At 48.3% G+C, this 17,641-nt stretch carries 16 protein-coding genes; 6 read left to right on the top strand and 10 right to left on the bottom strand.

What is annotated here, in order from left to right; translation table 11 throughout:
• A partial coding sequence (locus COW20_08970; protein PIW48623.1) for a hypothetical protein occupies nt 1-612 on the bottom strand: 612 nt, incomplete at its 3' end.
• Between the two features lie 164 nt (nt 613-776).
• Here COW20_08970 and COW20_08965 point away from each other — a divergent pair.
• A complete protein-coding gene (locus COW20_08965; protein PIW48622.1) occupies nt 777-3,929 on the top strand; it encodes a hypothetical protein in 3,153 nt (1,050 codons plus the stop codon).
• Between the two features lie 28 nt (nt 3,930-3,957).
• Here COW20_08965 and COW20_08960 read toward each other — a convergent pair whose 3' ends face one another.
• Nucleotides 3,958-4,797 (bottom strand): GntR family transcriptional regulator, encoded by an 840-nt coding sequence (locus tag COW20_08960; GenBank protein ID PIW48621.1) that lies wholly within the window; start codon nt 4,795-4,797, stop codon nt 3,958-3,960.
• A 251-nt stretch (nt 4,798-5,048) separates the two neighbouring features.
• On the opposite strand from COW20_08960, the gene COW20_08955 reads away from it, so the two are divergent.
• From COW20_08955 to COW20_08945, 3 genes are all read left to right on the top strand, one after another.
• The gene (locus tag COW20_08955; GenBank protein ID PIW48620.1) at nt 5,049-5,303 is read left to right on the top strand and encodes a hypothetical protein; all 255 of its coding nucleotides are present in this window, start codon (nt 5,049-5,051) and stop codon (nt 5,301-5,303) included.
• Between the two features lie 384 nt (nt 5,304-5,687).
• The gene (locus tag COW20_08950; GenBank protein PIW48619.1) at nt 5,688-7,607 is read left to right on the top strand and encodes a hypothetical protein; all 1,920 of its coding nucleotides are present in this window, start codon (nt 5,688-5,690) and stop codon (nt 7,605-7,607) included.
• Between the two features lie 51 nt (nt 7,608-7,658).
• Nucleotides 7,659-8,246 carry a GNAT family N-acetyltransferase gene (locus COW20_08945; GenBank protein PIW48618.1) on the top strand — a complete coding sequence of 196 codons (588 nt, stop codon included), beginning with the start codon at nt 7,659-7,661 and terminating at the stop codon, nt 8,244-8,246.
• A gap of 3 nt (nt 8,247-8,249) precedes the next feature.
• Here the strand turns inward: COW20_08945 and COW20_08940 are convergent, their stop codons facing one another.
• Nucleotides 8,250-9,713 carry a hypothetical protein gene (locus COW20_08940; GenBank protein ID PIW48617.1) on the bottom strand — a complete coding sequence of 488 codons (1,464 nt, stop codon included), beginning with the start codon at nt 9,711-9,713 and terminating at the stop codon, nt 8,250-8,252.
• On the opposite strand from COW20_08940, the gene COW20_08935 reads away from it, so the two are divergent.
• Entirely contained in the window at nt 9,713-11,272 is a 1,560-nt protein-coding gene (locus tag COW20_08935; GenBank protein PIW48616.1) for a hypothetical protein, read from the top strand. The two genes, COW20_08940 and COW20_08935, sit on opposite strands and share 1 nt — an antisense overlap.
• Before the next feature lie 162 nt (nt 11,273-11,434).
• Nucleotides 11,435-12,076 (top strand): hypothetical protein, encoded by a 642-nt coding sequence (locus tag COW20_08930; protein ID PIW48615.1) that lies wholly within the window; start codon nt 11,435-11,437, stop codon nt 12,074-12,076.
• A 64-nt stretch (nt 12,077-12,140) separates the two neighbouring features.
• On the opposite strand, the gene pdxH is transcribed toward COW20_08930, so the two are convergent.
• From pdxH to COW20_08895, 7 genes are all read right to left on the bottom strand, one after another.
• Nucleotides 12,141-12,785: a pyridoxamine 5'-phosphate oxidase gene (gene pdxH, locus COW20_08925; GenBank protein ID PIW48614.1), complete on the bottom strand. Its 645-nt coding sequence runs from the start codon at nt 12,783-12,785 to the stop codon at nt 12,141-12,143.
• 13 nt (nt 12,786-12,798) lie between these two features.
• The gene (locus COW20_08920) at nt 12,799-13,794 is read right to left on the bottom strand and encodes a hypothetical protein (protein ID PIW48613.1); all 996 of its coding nucleotides are present in this window, start codon (nt 13,792-13,794) and stop codon (nt 12,799-12,801) included.
• Nucleotides 13,795-13,862: 68 nt separating this feature from the next.
• Complete coding sequence (locus COW20_08915; GenBank protein ID PIW48612.1) at nt 13,863-14,519, bottom strand: transferase; 657 nt, start codon at nt 14,517-14,519, stop codon at nt 13,863-13,865.
• Between the two features lie 9 nt (nt 14,520-14,528).
• A complete protein-coding gene (locus COW20_08910) occupies nt 14,529-15,026 on the bottom strand; it encodes a hypothetical protein (GenBank protein ID PIW48611.1) in 498 nt (165 codons plus the stop codon).
• Nucleotides 15,023-15,922: a rod shape-determining protein MreC gene (gene mreC, locus COW20_08905; GenBank protein ID PIW48610.1), complete on the bottom strand. Its 900-nt coding sequence runs from the start codon at nt 15,920-15,922 to the stop codon at nt 15,023-15,025. The genes COW20_08910 and mreC overlap by 4 nt, the downstream gene beginning before the upstream one ends.
• A complete protein-coding gene (locus COW20_08900; GenBank protein ID PIW48609.1) occupies nt 15,829-16,893 on the bottom strand; it encodes a rod shape-determining protein in 1,065 nt (354 codons plus the stop codon). The genes mreC and COW20_08900 overlap by 94 nt, the downstream gene beginning before the upstream one ends.
• The gene (locus COW20_08895; protein ID PIW48608.1) at nt 16,881-17,597 is read right to left on the bottom strand and encodes a hypothetical protein; all 717 of its coding nucleotides are present in this window, start codon (nt 17,595-17,597) and stop codon (nt 16,881-16,883) included. Before COW20_08895 ends, COW20_08900 begins: the two co-directional genes overlap by 13 nt.
• Nucleotides 17,598-17,641: the final 44 nt, after the last annotated feature.

Here is a 17,641-nt window from a genome sequence, read left to right as displayed (position 1 = left end):
TTTTTCAGGATTTTGGTAATCCACGAGAATTTGCTGTAGATTTTGCACAAGGCCTGGATTCAGACCCAGTTCCAATTTGATTGTTTCCAGCAGAAAACTGCCATGAACGCGTTCATCCGCAGAGATCAAACTGAGCAGATTTTTACCCAGGGGGTCAGCCAATTGTTCGCTGACCTTGCGATAAAAAACAGTGGTTTCAATTTCGCTCAGCCAGGAGTAGAGATTGCGCTCAAACAAGGTCATGCCTTCGAATTTATCGGGCACCTGCTGAATTTCTATCAAATCTGTTTCAAGCACGGGATAGCCCAGATTTTCAAGATAGCGCCAAAGTGCATTGCCATGCTTGCATTCCTCATACCCCCGTGCCATTTGGAGCGAGATAATCCAGGGCAAATCCTTATGCCTTTGCAGAAAGAGCGGCGTGGTGGTAAAGGTATAGCTTTCAATCAAAGAGGCGATATACAGCATTTCCTGAAGAGGGCGATCCGCTTTTTCTGTCTGCATTTCGGCCCAGTTTAAATCCGAATCAATGGCCCAGCGTCTTTTTTCCATCAGACCATAATATTTTAGGTAAATATCTTTGCTGCCCGCTTGAAATGCTTTGATATCCATTGTAGTCCCCTTTTTTAAGCGGGTTGTTTCGCCAACCCTGCGTTTCTATTGTCTCAATTCCAGACTTTAAATGCCAGACCTGTTCAAGCTTTTCAGACGTTTCTTGAATAAACAGGCAGCGATGTGGGTATAGAGTGAGAGCAAAGCAAGACAAGGAAATCTGTATGACCACAATTCAATCGAATCCCTTTTTAATTCAAAAATTGGCTGATTTACCGCCTGTACGGCCCAAAGAGTTGCCGATTTCACCTGTCTCTCCTGTCGATCCTGCGCCAGAGAACCAGACTCCGAATGTACAGGATCAGGTGGCTTTGGGGGGAACGCCTGCTGAGCCTGTTGCCGCTCCCAAAAACATTGAACCTGAACCTGAACTGACCCAAGTCAAAAAAATTGCCGCTGATAATGCCTCTGCAGGGCTGACTCGACCTGTACTCGAAGCCAGTCTGGCCCGAGGGATACGCCGTTTAGATGCTGTGCCGCAATTGCGAGAAACTGCCCATGTGCTGGCACAGGATGCGGCTCCCCTGATTGAAAGCCTGCGCTATCCCCTGGCAACTCCTGCCGAGATTCAGAGTCGTTTTCAGGCTGTTTCAGCCTATCCTGAAGCGGAGTTAAAAACCTATCCGAATTTAGAAGCCGCTCTGGAAGCGGTCAATGCCAAAAACAGTGGCAGTGAATTGGTGGTTGAGGTGCAAACGCCAGAAGGTGGAAAAGCCTTTGCCGTGGTTGAACTGAAAAGCGGTATCCAACCTGAACAATTGCAGGCATCAGTTTCATATCTCAAGGGCAGTGTGTATTTTACCGATCCCAACCGTCAGATCACGGTTTTAAACTTACCAGAGTCAGAAACGACGGCAAGGCTCGATGCGGTCAGGCAATTGGCCCAGGTCGCCATTGCAGATCAGGCAAGTGGTCTGGATCAAAACAGAGCCTCTACGCTGGCAGCTGATCGCTATCCTGCGTATAAAGCCAATCTGACCACCAGCATGACCGTTTTGGTAGAAACCCGTGCCAGTCTTTTAGAGCAAAAGCAAAACTTGGAAGCTCAGTTAGAAACCGCTCGTAAGGCCGCCCCCCCCCAACTAGAAAAAATGGCAAGATTGCAAACTCAGCTTTCTGAATTGGGGGGGCAATTGACTGAATTGGATACCTATCAAACCGTACTGACAGCGCGCATGTCCATTTTGCCCAAGAGCAGCAACCTGATTCCAGGCTCTGAACAAAAAATTGGTGAAAACCGCAATTCGCCAGCCACAGCTTTGCCTCTGCTTGAAGCCCAGCTCAATCGGATCAATTCCCGTTTGGTCTTGGCGACCCATCCTGAAGAAATCAAAAATCTGGAAGCCCAAAAGGCGCTGGTCATGGCTGAACAGAAACGCAATCTGGAAAGTACGGCCCAAATTCAGCACGCGGCTTACAGTACCAAAATGCGCGTGGGTTCTTTGGCTACCCTGTATCAGGGCTTGGACGATACCCAAAAGCGCTTGGAAGGAAATATCGCCAAACTTTCAGATCTTGAAGACAAAATCCAGACCGCCAAAGGCACTGAGCTTGAATCGTATCAAAAACAAGCTCAAAGTTTGCGCACCCAGATTGAAACCGATCGCAAGCAGTTGATTGTTTTGATGAAGTCTGAAGTCAAGGTTTTTCAAGACCATGTGCGTATCAGCTCTGAGGGCGGAAAAAAATCGCTGGAATTTTTGAATCTTCAGATTCGCAAATTGGAAGCCCTGAACCCTATGAATCCCCAGGCTATTCTGGATCTGGTCAAAGAGACCCAAACCCAATTGCTGAGTGATATTCAAAATGCTGCCAAAATCTACGATGGGATTACCCCGCAAGAGGGAGAAATGCTGGCTCAGATTGGCGATAAAGCCGATCAGTATATTTCAGATTACCAGGTGGCCCGAGAAACCCAGGGGCGGATTGAAGTGGATTTAACCCGTAAGCAGCAATTGATTGAGAACCCTCCTCTTTCCGTGATTGGCAAGGAATCGCTTTCTCAAGCGGATCAGGTCTTTATGAAAAAGGTGGAAGCCCTGCTCAAAAATGCGCCTGAGGGCAGCAAGCTTGAAGAATTAAAAAAACTGTATACAGCGCTGGCCATGTCTCAAGATGAAAACATCGATGCGGACTTGCGCAAGCGCATCGATATCTCAAAAATAGAAGCAAAAATTTTGGACATCTCGCAAGAGCCTGAAGTTCAAGCAGCCTTTGGCAAGGCCCGTGAAGAAGCGATACAGGAAGTGTTTGGGCCTGAGGCCGCTCAAAAATTAGCAGATCATCTGCTCAGCCCTGAATTCAATGAGTTTCTCGGCCTGCTTTCAGAGGATGAGCAGGCCCAGTTGCTTTCAGTCGAAATTGGCAAACTGGCGCAGTTGGATCCGCAAAAAGCGCTTGCTGTGCGACAGGAACTGATCGGCAAACAACTTGAACAAAAATCAGCCCAGATTTTATCCGGTGTCAGTCTGCAAGAGCGAAAATCGGCTTTTGAAAAGGTCATGGGCACGATCAATGATCCCAATACAGCCTTGGACAAGGGGGCCAAGATTGCCGATGCCCTGGCACAGGCCCTGGATAAGCTCTCCCCCGAAGAAATGGCGCAACTCAATGACCCCAAAAAAATGTATACCTATCTGTCTGGAAAACTCGATGGAATGGGGGAAAACGGCAAAGCGGCCGCAGGCTTCCTCAAGAGCTTGCAAAAATCCGGTGGCTTGGGTGCCTTTATGGCCCTGACTGCCAGTGTGGCCGCGACCGGAAAACTCCCTGCTGTATTTGAAAATGCTGATTTTAAGAGCATTGCTGATTTCTCAAGTTCGGCTTTGGGGGTGGCAGGCAATGGCAAAAATATTGCCACCCTCTTCAACCTGACCGAAGATACTCTCAAAAGTGCCAAAGCCCTGAAAGCGTTGAGTGCACTCAAATTCATGGAGTTTTTGGGGCCGGTGGGAGATGTGATTGGCATGGGCGTGGATGCCTATGGCTCTTACCAGGATTTTTCAAACGGAGACTATATTGGCGGAACCGCCAAGGGCGTGGGGGCATTGGCAGGTGGAACGGGCGCCGTGGCCGGGGTCTTTATTCTGGCGGGTTCGACGGGCCCTGGCGCGCCGATTGTCTTGGTGGGGGCCGCGATTGTCGGGGGGCTGGCCTGGGTTGCAGATTCCATCTGGGGGGAAAGCGAAGAGGAGACCTTCCTGCGCCAGCTTGATGTGCTTAAACCTGCGCCTGAAAGGGCTCCCGATCCCGATAGGGTGGAATACGGCAGACGGCGCTATGAATTGGATCAAAGGGGGATTGGCCCCAAGTATTAAGCGCTTGGCCTTTCGCCTGAAACCAGGCTTATTTAACAGCCCTTAAGCCCTTCTCTTCAATCAGAATCCGGCGTTCTTTATACAGTTTGCCCACAGCCTGCTTGAAGTTTTTCTTGCTGACTTGAAATTCATCCTGAATCACTTCAGGGGGGCTTTTGTCTGTTAAGGGCAAAAATCCATCGAAAAGTTGAATCCTTTGATAAATTCGGCGCGCGAGCTCTTCGATCCGATCGGGGCTGTAACCCGGTTTTTCAAGGGCGACGTCAATTTTGCCGTCGTCTCTGAGCTTTTTAATATAGCCTTTGGCTTTTTGACCGATGTGCAAGGGTTGAAAAATTTCATTGCTGTAAATTAAACCCCAGTGGCTGTTGTCGACCACGGCTTTGAAACCCAAATCGGTTTCTTCGGCAATCAAGAGATCGACTTCCTGTCCATAGCTAAACTGCCCTTGATTTTCATCTTGAATAAATTTTTCAAGGCGACTTGAGCCAATAATACGCTGGTCTTCATCCAGGTGAATATAAACCAGATAGGATTGATGGGGAACCATCAGTTCAACTTGCTCCCGTATCGGCACCAAGAGGTCTTTGGTCATATTCCAGTCAAGAAAAGCGCCTATGCGATGCACTTCGACCACTTTTAACCAGGCCACCTCACCGACTTGCGCACTGGGAATCCGGGTGGTAGCTGTCAGTCGGCCTTCTGCATCATGAAAGATAAAGACATTCAGGAAATCGCCCACCTCGCAATGTTCGGGCTGGTGGCGTTTGGGCATGAGAATATCGCCATCTTCTCCCCCATCAAAGAAATAGCCTACGCTGCGCTCCTTGATGATTTCCAATTGATTAAATCTGCCAATCGCGACCATATCTCATTCCTTTTTTTGCATGTCTTTCTTTTCAGTTTACCAGTCAATTGAGATTCGGGTTGAGTTGGCGTAACCGGCTAAGAATTTACTTTTTTTCCTGTTCATTAGCCCGGTTGGTAAGCTCAGCAGGATGTTCAACTGCCAAGTGAGAGTGGAATTCCTGCGTTCAATCATGGCTGGGATCCTTCTCAAGGACAGTGTTAGAAACACATGTTAAACTACTTCAGGAATAACAGATACAGAGGTTCTGCATGGAAGGCATTTTGGCGTTGATGATTCCAATTGTAGCCATTGTGGTGTGGTCACCGATGGGCAAAGCAATTGCCCAAACCATTACTGCTGGAGCAGGTGCTCAGGCTGATCCAGCGGTTAAGGCCCTGTCCGTGCGGGTTCAAGCACTGGAATTGCGGCTGCGAGAACAAGACGAGCAAGTGCGTCTATTACAAGAAAACAGTGCCTTTTTCAAAGAGTTGCTGGCCTCCCCTCATGAGCCCCCCAATACTTAACCCCTTTTTAAAGGCAGTAAGATATTGACACAAAATAGACCCTAAGACTCTTATTTGAGCTTGTATTTGGCGGTTAGGTCGCAGATCCCCATCATAACTTCGGCCTGAATGTCTGTTAATTTGGGTCTTGCATGATTTTTACCAGACCCTGAGGTCTTGGCATTGGACATTATTGAAAACTTAGAAGCTGGTTTGGAGAGCTTTAGAGAAGTTGTTGCTTCTTTTTGAGGATAAGTAACCCTAGATTTTTGAACCACAGATAGTAAATCTCGCTGGTCATGAGAAAATAAGCCAAAGTTGGACGAAATGTGAGCCACTTTCAGTAGCGTGCTGGGGGGCTTGAAAAGCTTGAGAGCTTTGAATTTTCAGGGGATAATACATTCAGTGCGAGCATTGGAGAGAGATTTGGGCGAAGCGATGCATTCGGGAAAACTAAAAATTGGTTTGGTACAATTGAACAGTGGGGCCCGCCCCTATCTGCCCTATGTGGCAGGACTCCTTCAGGCCTATGTTCAGGCCTATGCGTCTCAACCTGAACGCTACCAGTTTCTTTTGCCTCTCTGTGAATTCAGTTCGGTGTCTGAAGCCTGTGAACAGCTTCAGGGCGCTGATCTTGTTGGTTTCAGTGCCTATGTCTGGAATATTCAGCGTTCCCTGGCGATTGCGCGCCGCTTGCGGGAGCTTTCGCCGCAGACCCTGATTGTTTTTGGTGGGCCCCAAGTACCCAACCAGGCCGAAACCTTTTTACGCGAAAATCCCTGTATAGATCTCTGTGTCCACGGCGAGGGAGAGGCCCGGTTTCTTGAAATATTGGAAGCCTTGCCGCTCAAGGATTGGTCAGGGCTTTCCAGCCTGAGTTGGCTGGATTCTGAGGGGAATTTTCAGACCCGCCCCCCCGCAGCTCGCAGCAAAGATTTGGACCGCTTGCCCTCGCCCTATCTTGCAGGTGTTTTTGAGCCCTTGATGCAGGCAGAGCCTGAGAAAAAATGGGCTATTCTCTGGGAGACGAACCGGGGCTGCCCTTTTACCTGTAGTTTTTGTGATTGGGGCTCAGCCACCCAAAGCAAAGTTTACGGCTTTGATCAGAAACGCCTGGAGTCTGAATTGAATTGGTTTGCCCAGCACCAGATTGAGTATATCTTTTGTTGTGATGCCAATTTTGGGCTATTGAAACGGGATTTGGAGCTTGCCCGTTACGCTGCAAAGGTGCGGCAGGCAACAGGCTTTCCCCGTGCTTTGGTGGTTCAGAATACCAAAAATGTGACCGATCGGGCCTTTGAAGTGCATAAAATTCTGGCTGAAGCGGGGCTGGATACCGATGTCACCCTCTCGATGCAGTCGCTCAGCCCTGTGGTTTTAAAAGAAGTCAAACGCCAGAATATTTCCTTGGATTATTACCGCGATCTGCGCCAGCGTTTGATGCGTTCGCGCATCAAAGCCTATACCGATATGATCCTGGGTTTGCCGGGTGAAACGCTGGATTCCTTTATTTCGGGCATTTGTACTTTGATTGAACATGGGCAATACCATGAGATTAAAATCTATTCTGCCAATATTCTTCCCAATGCTGAAATGGCAGATCCCGCCTACCGCGCCTTGCATGGGATGCAAACGGTGCAATCGCGTACGGTCTATCTGCATACGCCTGTCTACGCACCAGACCCTGAGCGGGATGAATATCTCGAACTGGTGATTGCCACGCAGACCCTGCCCCGCAAGGACTGGGTCAAAGCCAAAGCCTTTGGCTATCTTGTGCATTTTCTTTTCTTCACCCCAGGGGTGGCCCGTATGGCCTTGATGATGTTGCATACGCAATGGGGAATTCCCTATCGCCAGCTCTTTGAATGCTTTATGCGGCAGGATTCCCCCTGGCCCTTGCTCAATCAGATCTGGAGACAGTTCTGCGCCAAGGCTGAAGCGATCCAGTCAGGCGATCTTGAGTATTCCGAAGGGCCTGAAGCCTATCTACAGAAAAAATGGTGGCAACCCTATGAATGGGCGCTGCGGCATTTGGTCTATCAGGGTTTGCTTGCGCAATTTGGCCGTGAAGCTGAAGCTGCCTTGAGCGTGGGTTTAAGCAATCTGAAGCTTCCCCCTGATTTATTAAAGGATTGTCTGGCCTATAACCGGGTCTTTATACAATTGTTGCACCACCAGGAAGTTGCTGGTTTGGGCTTGGGGTATAATCTCTGGGAAGTCTATCAGGGGCTTTTAGTGGGGGAAACCTTGCAGCTTGAAAAAAAAACAAGTGTGTATCGCAAAAACTGGCGCGGGGCTCCCTATACGCTGGAGCGCGTCAGCTGAGCTATAATGTGCCTGATCAGCCCATTTCACGCAAAAAGGTAAACTCTATTTATGTCAAATCCCGGCCGCTTAAGTTTTGAACAGATTCCCAGCCTTTTGCACAGTTTCGCGCGAGAAAAAACACCCCGCTTGACTTTTCGTCCCCTGACCCTGTCGGATGCAGAGGGGCTGTTTGCGATCATGTCAGACCCTGAGGTCTCCCGTTATAATCGCTGGGAAACGCAAACGACGCTGGCAGAAACCCAATCCTATATTCAGGCCGTGATCGATCTCTATGATCAGGGCCAATATCTTGAATGGGGTATCTTCACCGCCGATCATACCTTGATTGGATTTTTTGGTTTTATCTGGTGGTTGCCTGAATTTGCCAGTGCTGAAATTGGTTTCAGTCTGGGGCAATCCTATTGGGGCAAGGGCTATATGCAGGAAGCCCTAAAAGCCCTGATTGACTGGGGGTTTAAAAGCATGGAACTGAATCGCTTTGAAGCCCAATGTGAAAGCCGCAATCTGCCTTCACAGAAGTGCCTGGAAAAACTGGGCTGGTTCTGTGAAGGCTTGATGCGTCAGAAAGCCTTTTTCAAAGAGGAGTATCACGATATCAAGCTATACAGCCTGCTCAAATCGGATCCTGCATTTTAAGCTTTAAACGGCAAGTGGCAGATTGAGCTCTGAGGGTTCTGTTGGCTCGATATGCAAGAGAATTTCCCTTTCCAGGTTGGCCTGTGAGAGAATTGGGGCCTGGGCAAACCCATTGAATTGTGAGGCTGCCACCATGCTGTAGGCACCAATATCGGGGCTGAAAAGGTATTCTCCCACTTCCAAATCCTCTGGCAGGGAAATATCACGGGCCATGATATCGACGCCATCACAGGTTGGGCCACAGACCACTGATTCACTTACGTTTTCTCTCAGACTCTCAATAGAACGGTTGACAGGCAAAAACAGATAGGGTTGGTGATCATAGAGTACCCCATTATAGGCTCCGTAGACCCCATCGCTCAGATAAAACCAGGGACGTCCGTTGCGGTTGGCTTTGCCAATCACGGTGCTGACCAAGGTATAAGCCCCTGCACAGATCACGCGTCCGGGTTGGGCCTGGAGTACATAGCCTTCGGCTTGGGCAAGACGTGTCATTTCACCAACGGCATTCAAGAGCTTCATAACCTGTTCTGGCCCGCTGCCATCTGCTGAGCCCCAGGGAAAGCCTCCGCCGATATCAATCAGTTTCAATTCAAGGCCTGTGCGGTAAGCAAATTCTTTTAAGACCCAGATTGCTCCTTCGAGATGGCGCGCATAATTTTCAGGGTTCCAGGACTGAGTTCCGACATGGAAACTGATGCCTTCGGCTTTCAGACCCAATTCCAGACACATTTCCAAAAGTTTGACGGCTTGAATGGGAGGGCAACCAAATTTGACTCCGAGATCGGTTTGTACCCCTTCTGAAGGCAGGGTAATTCTGATCAATACTTTGGGCTGATGGGGAGCGTTTGCAAAGGCACGTGCTAATTTTTGTAATTCTTCAGGTGAATCGGCAGTGGTCATGCACACCGCATGGTTTAAGATGCTTTCAACCGTGGGTTTGTCTTTGAAGGGATTGGCAAGAATAATACGTTCACCACTTACGCCCAATTCTGCAAGTTTATAGACTTCTGCAGCAGAGGCAGCATCAAAGCTCCAGCCCCGATGGGCGAGAAAACTGAGAATTTCAGGTCGGTCATTGGCTTTAATTGCGTAGAAAGGAGTAACGCCGGGCAGGCAGTTTTCAAAATTTTCTGCAGCTTCGGCCAAGGCGGTTTCGCTAAAAAGATAAAAACTGCTGCCATAGTATTTTTCGGGGACGGCACGCAGGTTTTCCTGTAATTGATGAATTCGGTTAAAAGTCAATGACGACGGGATTTTTTTCACTGGGATGTGGATTTCCTTCCAGAATCTTGATATTGAATCTGATAACAGATTAAGGCCTATTATTGACGCTTCTGCTCTCTGCGTCAATGGGTTAGAAATTTTAATTTTATTGGCGATTTTTTTTGATTTAGGCTGGAACTTCGTGATTCTTTTCTGCGTCTCTGTATTCAGTCTTGCCCATTGATTTAAGCTGGAGTCCAATGCGTTCTGTTTTCGTAATTAGCCTGTTCTTTTTTATGGCCCTTACCTCCCCTGTTTTAGCCCAAAATAGGGTCTTGATGGCTGAGTATCAACTGCTGAATATGGTGAACCAGTACCGGCAACGCATGAAGCTGTCCCCTGTCAAATTGGATCGCCTGGCCAGCGAGGTGGCTCGTCAGCACAGTGATGAGATGGCGGCCAAAGATTTTTTCGATTTGCGCTCACCCAACCGAGGTTCGCTTGAACACCAATTGGCCTATCAACGCGTTACGGGGCGACAGGTCAATGCCCTGATTGTCTTGGATTATTCTCTGACCGAAGTTTTTTCTCAGCTTCAAAAAAATACGCAACTCTTAGAAAAAACGGCGACCCATGCAGGTGTGGGGGTTCATCTGCGCGATCCCGAGCACCCTGAAAAAGGGATTTGGTTTACCTTGATTTATTTGCAGCACTTTGCACAGTTTGAACCGATTCCACGCCAACAAAATCCCGGCAATCTTCTGCGTATCAAAGGACGTGTCTTTGAACCCTATTTTCGCCCCCGCATGCCCGTCACCTTGCCCAATGGCCAGGTCAAAACCTTTCCAAATTTATTGAGAAGTAACCAGAGCTTTATTTTTGAGATCCCGATGAACCAAGGCAAAGGCAAATACACTTTGGAATTACTGGTGGATGATCCCATTGAGGGGCCGCGTGTGGGGAGCATCTTGCCCGTTTATGTTGGTAAAACCTACCCGCTTGCAGAACCCTCCCCCAGCCCTTTGAAAGAACAGTTTGCAACCACTTTGGAAGCTGCCCGCAAACTGGTTTTTCTGATCAATCAGGAACGGCTCAAACACAATTTACCTGAGCTGAAAGAAAATGACCTTTTGGACTATGTTTCCTGGAAACACAGCGAAGACATGGCCAAAAATCGTTTTTTTGCCCATTTGAATCCCAAAGGTGAAGATCCCAATGAGCGTTTCCACCGCGCAGGCGGAACAGGGCAGGTGGGTGAAAATATTGCCTTTGATCTCTCTGTAGAAGGGGCCCATCATCGGCTCATGAACAGTCCTGGGCACCGAGCGAATATTCTCGATTCCCGCTTTACCCATTTGGGCGTGGGGGTCTATTATAATGGAACCTATTACTTTATAACCCAATTGTTCCAGCGCAAAGCACCTTTGGTGGATGCCCAAACTTCCTCAGAAAAAATATTAAAATGGATGAACCAGCAGCGTATGAGCAAACGTCTCAGCCCCTTTATTGAAGATGCAACACTTCATGAAGCAGCCCTGCAGCACAGTTATGCCATGGCAATGGAAGATCAACTAAAATACCAGGTGGGGGGGCAAAATTTTAACCAACGCTTGTCGCAGTTGCGTTACGGAGAAGAGGTGCAGGCCATTTTGGTCTTGGCTGACTCTCTTGATGATGCACTTGAGAAATTATCGAAATACAAGCTGCAAATCGTTAAACGCAAGGTAAACGTGGCTGGTATTGGCATCTATCAGGCAAAAAGTTCAGATTATGGCGAAAATTCTCTTTGGATTACGATTGGCTTGTCTTCCAGAAATTAAGCCCCTGTGCTTTGGGTCACTTTTGAACTCGCTTAAATCTGCTAATTTAAAAAAATAATCCTGAAATTTTTAAAATATCGCAAAATATTCAGACTAAACGCTGGTAATTTATCCACTCCCAAATTAAGATCAGGACATCCAGTCTGTGTGGGAGAATGAACCATGGAAATTGAGTCCGAAGTCCAAGAGAACGCTGAGTTTAAGCGGGCCTATCGCTTGATTTTAGGCATCTTTGGGATTGGCATGTCGGGTCTTCTGATTGCTGGGTTTGCTGCCGCCATTTATTTTGTGGACAAACATGATCGCAAGTTTCAGACGGTCCAAAAAATGCAGCAGCGCAAGCATGTCGTCAGGCATGACCCGCTCGTGAATGCTGAAACCCTGCAATTTGAAATTCCCTATCTGCATGGGGGAGATCCACGTACTTTGCGTTATATTGCAGATCTCGCTACCAAAAAATCGGGCGAAGTGAAGGGTGGATTTCAAATCAAGGGGCTCTACCGTTCTCAGAATGTACAGATCCCCACAGCATTGACCCTCAGCTGTGATAAAATCTGTACGCTCAAATTTTCGGTGCCTGCACGTCTTGCGCTCTTGCCCTGGTATAACGGTGAAAAAATGATTCTTCCTGAACGTGAGTTTCAGTTGGAAACCCAGGGCTATTTTTTTCAAGTCAAACAGTCCAAACTTCAGAGTTTGCGTTTTGGAGCTGAAACGCCAGCTCCCTTTGATTTGAGTTTGAACTTACGCAAAAATTACCATGAAACCTATTTGGATGCCCAAGGCAAGAAGATCCCTTTCTGACACTGGCTCAATCTACCCATTCAGTCAAAAAGCCCCTCAAGGGGGGGCTTTTTCAGAGCGTTCTTTAAGGGCTGAGTCTGAACACTTGCCACGCCAGAGCGGCCGATTTTCGGAAACTGAGTCGATCATGCAAACGGTTGGGTCGGCCTTGCCAAAACTCGATTTCCGAAGGCTTTACTCTGTATCCCCCCCAAAATTCAGGACGGGGAATGGAGCTGTCCGCAAATTGAGTTTCCAAGCTTTTCAGACGGTCTTCAAGCGTTTCCCGCCCTGAAATCACTTCACTTTGTTTGGAAGCCCATGCGCCCAATTGGCTTCCCCGCGGACGGGAAGCAAAATAGGTATCTGATTCCTCTGTTGTCAGTTTCTCTGCCTGCCCTTGAATTCGCACCTGTCGCTCAAGTTCTGGCCAATAGAAGAGGAGTGAAACCTGTGCATTTTCTGCGATTTCTTGTCCTTTGCGACTGGCGTAATTGGTAAAAAAGACAAAGCCTTCAGTATCGAGTTCCTTCAAGAGAACGGTTCGGCTGCTTGGAATCCCTTGAAGCGAGGCTGTACTGAGAATCATGGCATTGGGTTCGGTGAGTCCGGCCTGGATACTCTGAGCAAGCCAATAATGAAATTGTTCAAAGGGATTGGCCTTGAGATCGGCTTCAGTCAAAGTTTCTTGGCGGTACTCTTTTCTTAATTCAGCAAATTTTTCCTTCATTTTATAGTCCCTCCTATATCAGAGATTCATTCCGTTCATCCAATAAATCCTGACAGGTTTCAACGGTTCCTACCAATTGTTGATAATCGTCTTCGATTTCAGCAATAGAAAAGCCATTTTCAGAAATGGCATCGAGCATATCAGCAATCCGATCGCATTCATCGAGCAGTTTTTCAAGGGATTGTTCCTGAAGCTTTGCTTCTTCGCGGGTTTGAATCGATAGGATTGTACGAAACAATTGCTGTGCAGATTTATTTGCCAGACGGGAACTGCTTTGAATTTCCTGTAATGATTTTGTGGTGCTTAAGACCTGTTCCATCCGTCTTTTCATGACATCCAAAGGACGCAATCTGACCCTTAATTCTGAGGTGTCGATCTCTTGATCGAGAATGCTTAGCTGTTGATCGAGATGCTTGTATATTTTACTGAGTTGCGTGAGGCGCACTTCTATTGGACCTAAGTTTTCTGCTTGAAGTGAGGGGCGGGCATCAAAGGGTTCATCCATTAGCTTTCTGGATTCTTCCATCAAGAGGGCTTCCAAATCGTCATAGAGTGCGTCAAAATCATGATCTGGCCCCAAGACAGGGAGGTGATCGCCAGCAAAAGCGATCGTTTCTGCAAAGGGTTGCTCCTCTGAGACCTCACCCGTCATCTCTTTTTCGATTTCTTCTTTTTCAAGAATAGAATCGAGTAAGAGTCTTGCGTTCTCATGGCTTGGTGCAACTCTGCGTGCTTCGTTCAAATAACGGATGGCTTTGTTCGTATTGTTGAGGAGCAAAAACAGGTAAGCAATACCGACATAGGGGTCAGGATTCATGCGGTTGTTTTGGATGGCTTGCATAAAGGCTTCAGACGCTTTCAAGAGCAGTTCCTTGTCTTGAAATTGCCGCTCATAGGCTTTTTCCAGCAAATTCATGCCATTGAGAAAACTTACATCCGATTCCCTGTGGCGTTTTGATGACAGTGAGCCAATTTCATCACGCATCGTCATCAGTTGTTTAAAATCCATTCAACTCACCACGCAGTTTGAAAAATTTGCTTCTTTTAAACTCAGAATACCATATCGTTCTTCGCAGTTTATTCAAAATCCTTCTCTAACCAAGCATAGGGTTTGCTATAGAAGCCGGGCCAACAGACCAGTTCGTCAATCGGTTTAAGAATCCGGGCAGGATTCCCTGCCGCAACGCAATTGTCAGGTAGATTCTCAGTCACAACCGAGCCTGCGCCAATCAAACAATTGCTGCCAATCACCAAACCGGGTACCAGCGTTGTATTTGCTCCGATGCGGGTTCTGAAACCTATCCGTGTGGGCGGCTTACAGTCCTGGTAACGCGGACAGATGGGGTGGGGATCATCGGTAAAGACCACATGGGGGCCTAAGAACACCTCATCTTCAAGCATGACTCTTTCCAGAAAACAATGGCTGTGGATACGCACCCGGTTGCCGATCCGGTTGCCATATTCCAAGACCGAGTGGGTGCCTATACTCACATCTTCGCCAATCAGATTGTCTTCACGAATCATGACACCGTGGCCCGTTTGCAAGCCTTTTCCGATTGTGCTGCCGGCATAGAGCGTGCTAAAACTGCGCAGAGTGGCATGGGGGCCGAGATAGAGGGCCGATTCTCCAGGCGCTTGATTTCGTGGCGCTTTTCCCAAAATAACCCAGGGATCGACCTGGCTGTTTTCGGGGTGCCAGTGCACATTGGGGTAAATTTCGAGTTGGGGATGCACAGGGTCTCCTTAATAGGATCGTTCACTTAATGTATTCAGAAAAGGTCTAAGACTCAAATAGAGCAGATTGATGAAAATCAGGTGATAGGCGAGCAAGGGCAAAAGCAGATGCAAAAAATGATTCCAAGCCATGGGGCCAGATTGGACAAACCAAAGGATGGCCAAAGCTTCAGAAAGCAGCGTGATTAAAAATCCGAAAAGATTGATTTGCAGGATTTTAGGCAGTGATTCTGCGACATGCTTGAGAAACCAAGCTGAACCCAGGCAAAGCGTTGCAATCACAAATTGAAAAAACGGTGTATTGCTCCAAAGATCCAAAAGGCAGGCCCCTGAGATGGCAATCATAAGCCCTGTCGGAAGGGGCAAGGTCAGGGTAAACAAGAGCCCAGCCATCAAGACCAGTTGCGGAGGGGCGTTTAGCCAGGGCAGGAGTTCACCAATTTGAAGTTGCAGCAGGGCAAAGCATCCGATCAGGGCGCCTGGGATCAAAATCAGCAGACCGATCATGGTTCAGGTACCAATACGACCAAATACTGGAGTGCCTGGTTGAAGGCTGAAAGCTTTACAAATACTTCAGGCACAGGGTGGCCGGGGTCCTGTTTGACTTCTGTAACCGTTCCCAGCAGCAGATCGGGGGGGAAATTTCCGCCCAAGCCCGAGGTTAAGATTTTTTCACCGGGAACGACTTTGGTATAGTTTTCAAGGTATTTTAATTTGGCGGGTTCGCCTGGAAAGGCCCCATTTAAAATCGCAGGGCGTCTGTCTTTTTCTGTTATACAGGCCACAGCACTGTTTTGATCGGTCAATAATTCTACCATCGCAGTGCGTGCTGACAATTCACTGATTTTTCCCACTACGCCCTCTTGGTTCAAGACAATGCGGTTGATCGAGAGACCGTCTTCAAAGCCTTTGTTGATCTGCAGGCGACTGGTCCACTGATTGGGGGAGCGTGCAATCACTTCTGCACCAATTTTGAGATAGCCTTTGGGGGTGGGTAAATTTAAGAGGCTGCGCAAACGTTGATTTTCAGCTGCAACAATTTCCATGGCCTGTTGTTGTTTGCGCAGTTGGGCCAGTTCACTTAATACGGCTTTTTGATTCAAGGCTGTTTGCCGGTAAAGCTGCCACTCTGTTTTCAGCGCAGGAAGGGTTTCCATCAGCGGTTGGAGTTTGCTCAGCAGGGGGCTGCTAAAATCTTGTACCAGTGGAACCCAGGCACTGCGCAGCCAAATCAGGCTCAAGAGCAATAAGAGGGTTAGGATTCCTCCCAGCAGTCCGAAATTTGAAAAACGACGGCTGGATCTTCTGATCATGAATATTTCATACCCAATAAGCGGGTCCAATTGGAGGTACGGGAGCGTGAAAGTTCTTCCAGTATTTTTCCTGCGCCTAGCGCAACGCATATCAAGGGTTGCTCTGCAATATGCACCGGAACTTGGGTGGTTTGACGCAACATTTCATCCAAGCCGTCGAGCATGGCACCACCCCCAGCCAGAATAATGCCCCGATCGATAATATCTGCTGCCAGTTCGGGGGGGGATTTTTCCAAGGTGCGACGCACGCATTCCCAGATTGCTTTCAGGGGTTCTTGCAGGGCTTCACGCACTTCACTGGAGGTGATTTGAATCGCGCTTGGCAAGCCGGTATTGAGATGAATGCCTTTGATGGTCATGACTTTTTCATCCAGGCCGCGCCAGGCAGAGCCAATCTGAATTTTGATCTGTTCTGCAGTTCGCTCCCCGATCATTAGACTGTGTACTTTGCGGATATATTGGGCAATGGCGTCATTCATTTCATCGCCTGCAATGCCGAGCGATTCGCTCACGACAATTTGCCCCAAAGAAATCACCGCCACTTCTGTGGTGCCTCCGCCAATATCCACAATCATGCTGCCGGTAGGTTCAAGAATGGGCAAGCCAGCACCTACCGCAGCAGCAAAGGGTTCAGGCGCAAGAATCACATCGGGTTTAAAACCGGTGGTGGCTTTTTCGGCAGCTTCCAGAACAATTCTGCGTTCTACCTGGGTCATGCCGGAAGGAACGCCAATCACCATGCGGGTGCGCATGACCATATGGTGTCTGGGTTGGGCCTTGCTGAGAAAATAGGAAATCATCATATGGGCGGCATCCAGATCGGCAATCACGCCTTTTTTTAAAGGCCGTATGGCTTGAATGCTCTCTGGGGTGCGTCCCAACATGGACTTGGCTTCTTCCCCTACGCTCAAAGGCTTTTTGGTATGTTGATCAATGGCTACCACAGAGGGCTCATTCAGGATAATGCCTTTCCCTTTCAAGTAAACAAGGGTATTGGCGGTGCCTAAATCCATGGCAATATTGAGATAAACAGGATTTAAAAGACGGGTCAGGAACGACATGGTATTCTCCAAAGCCTTGAATGGCTTTCACGCAAACTGTTATATTTCTGATTTCCCAGAATCAGGTGATCCAGCAATTCAATCTGAAGCAGGCGTCCTGCTTCAATCAGACGTTCAGTGAGCTGAAGATCCTCTGGGCTGGGGGTGGGATCCCCACTGGGATGGTTATGGGCGACAATCAGGGCATGGGCCTGGTGTAAAATGGCGTCGCGAAACAATTCTCGCGGGTGGGCCAAGGTCCCGTCTAAAAGTCCCAAGGTGACTGTTTTTTGTGCCAACAATCGGTTTTTGGTATCCAAACAGAGCACCACCAAATGTTCTTGTTTTGCATCTGCCAAGCGGGGCATGAGCAGAGCAGCAACTGCTTCTGGCTGGTTCATGGGCTGACCTTCTGGCATTTCACTCAGGGCCAAGCGTTTCGCGATTTCAAAGGCCGCCAGCAAACGGGTGGCCTTGGCTGCACCCAAGCCTGGATAACGGCAAAGTTGAGGCAATTCCTGGCTGGCCAGACCTCTTAAGCCTGCTGGAGAATTCAAAAGCAGATGACGCGCCAAATCAAGTGCTGTCTGACCCTGGGAGCCTGTACTCAGCAGGAGGGCCAGCAACTCAATTTCGCTCAGACTGGCAGGGCCTTCTTTTTGAAGACGTTCGCGGGGCTGAAGCTCTGCTGGATAAGCTTTTAATGAACGATGCAAGGTAACCATAGCTGAAGCATTGTAGCAGATCCTGAAGCTTGCCAGTGTTGGAC

This window comes from bacterium (Candidatus Blackallbacteria) CG13_big_fil_rev_8_21_14_2_50_49_14, assembly GCA_002783405.1.
GTDB lineage: Bacteria > Cyanobacteriota > Sericytochromatia > UBA7694 > UBA7694.
The sequence above is the reverse complement of the archived record's forward strand: the minus strand, read 5'-3'. Positions and strand labels throughout refer to the sequence as shown.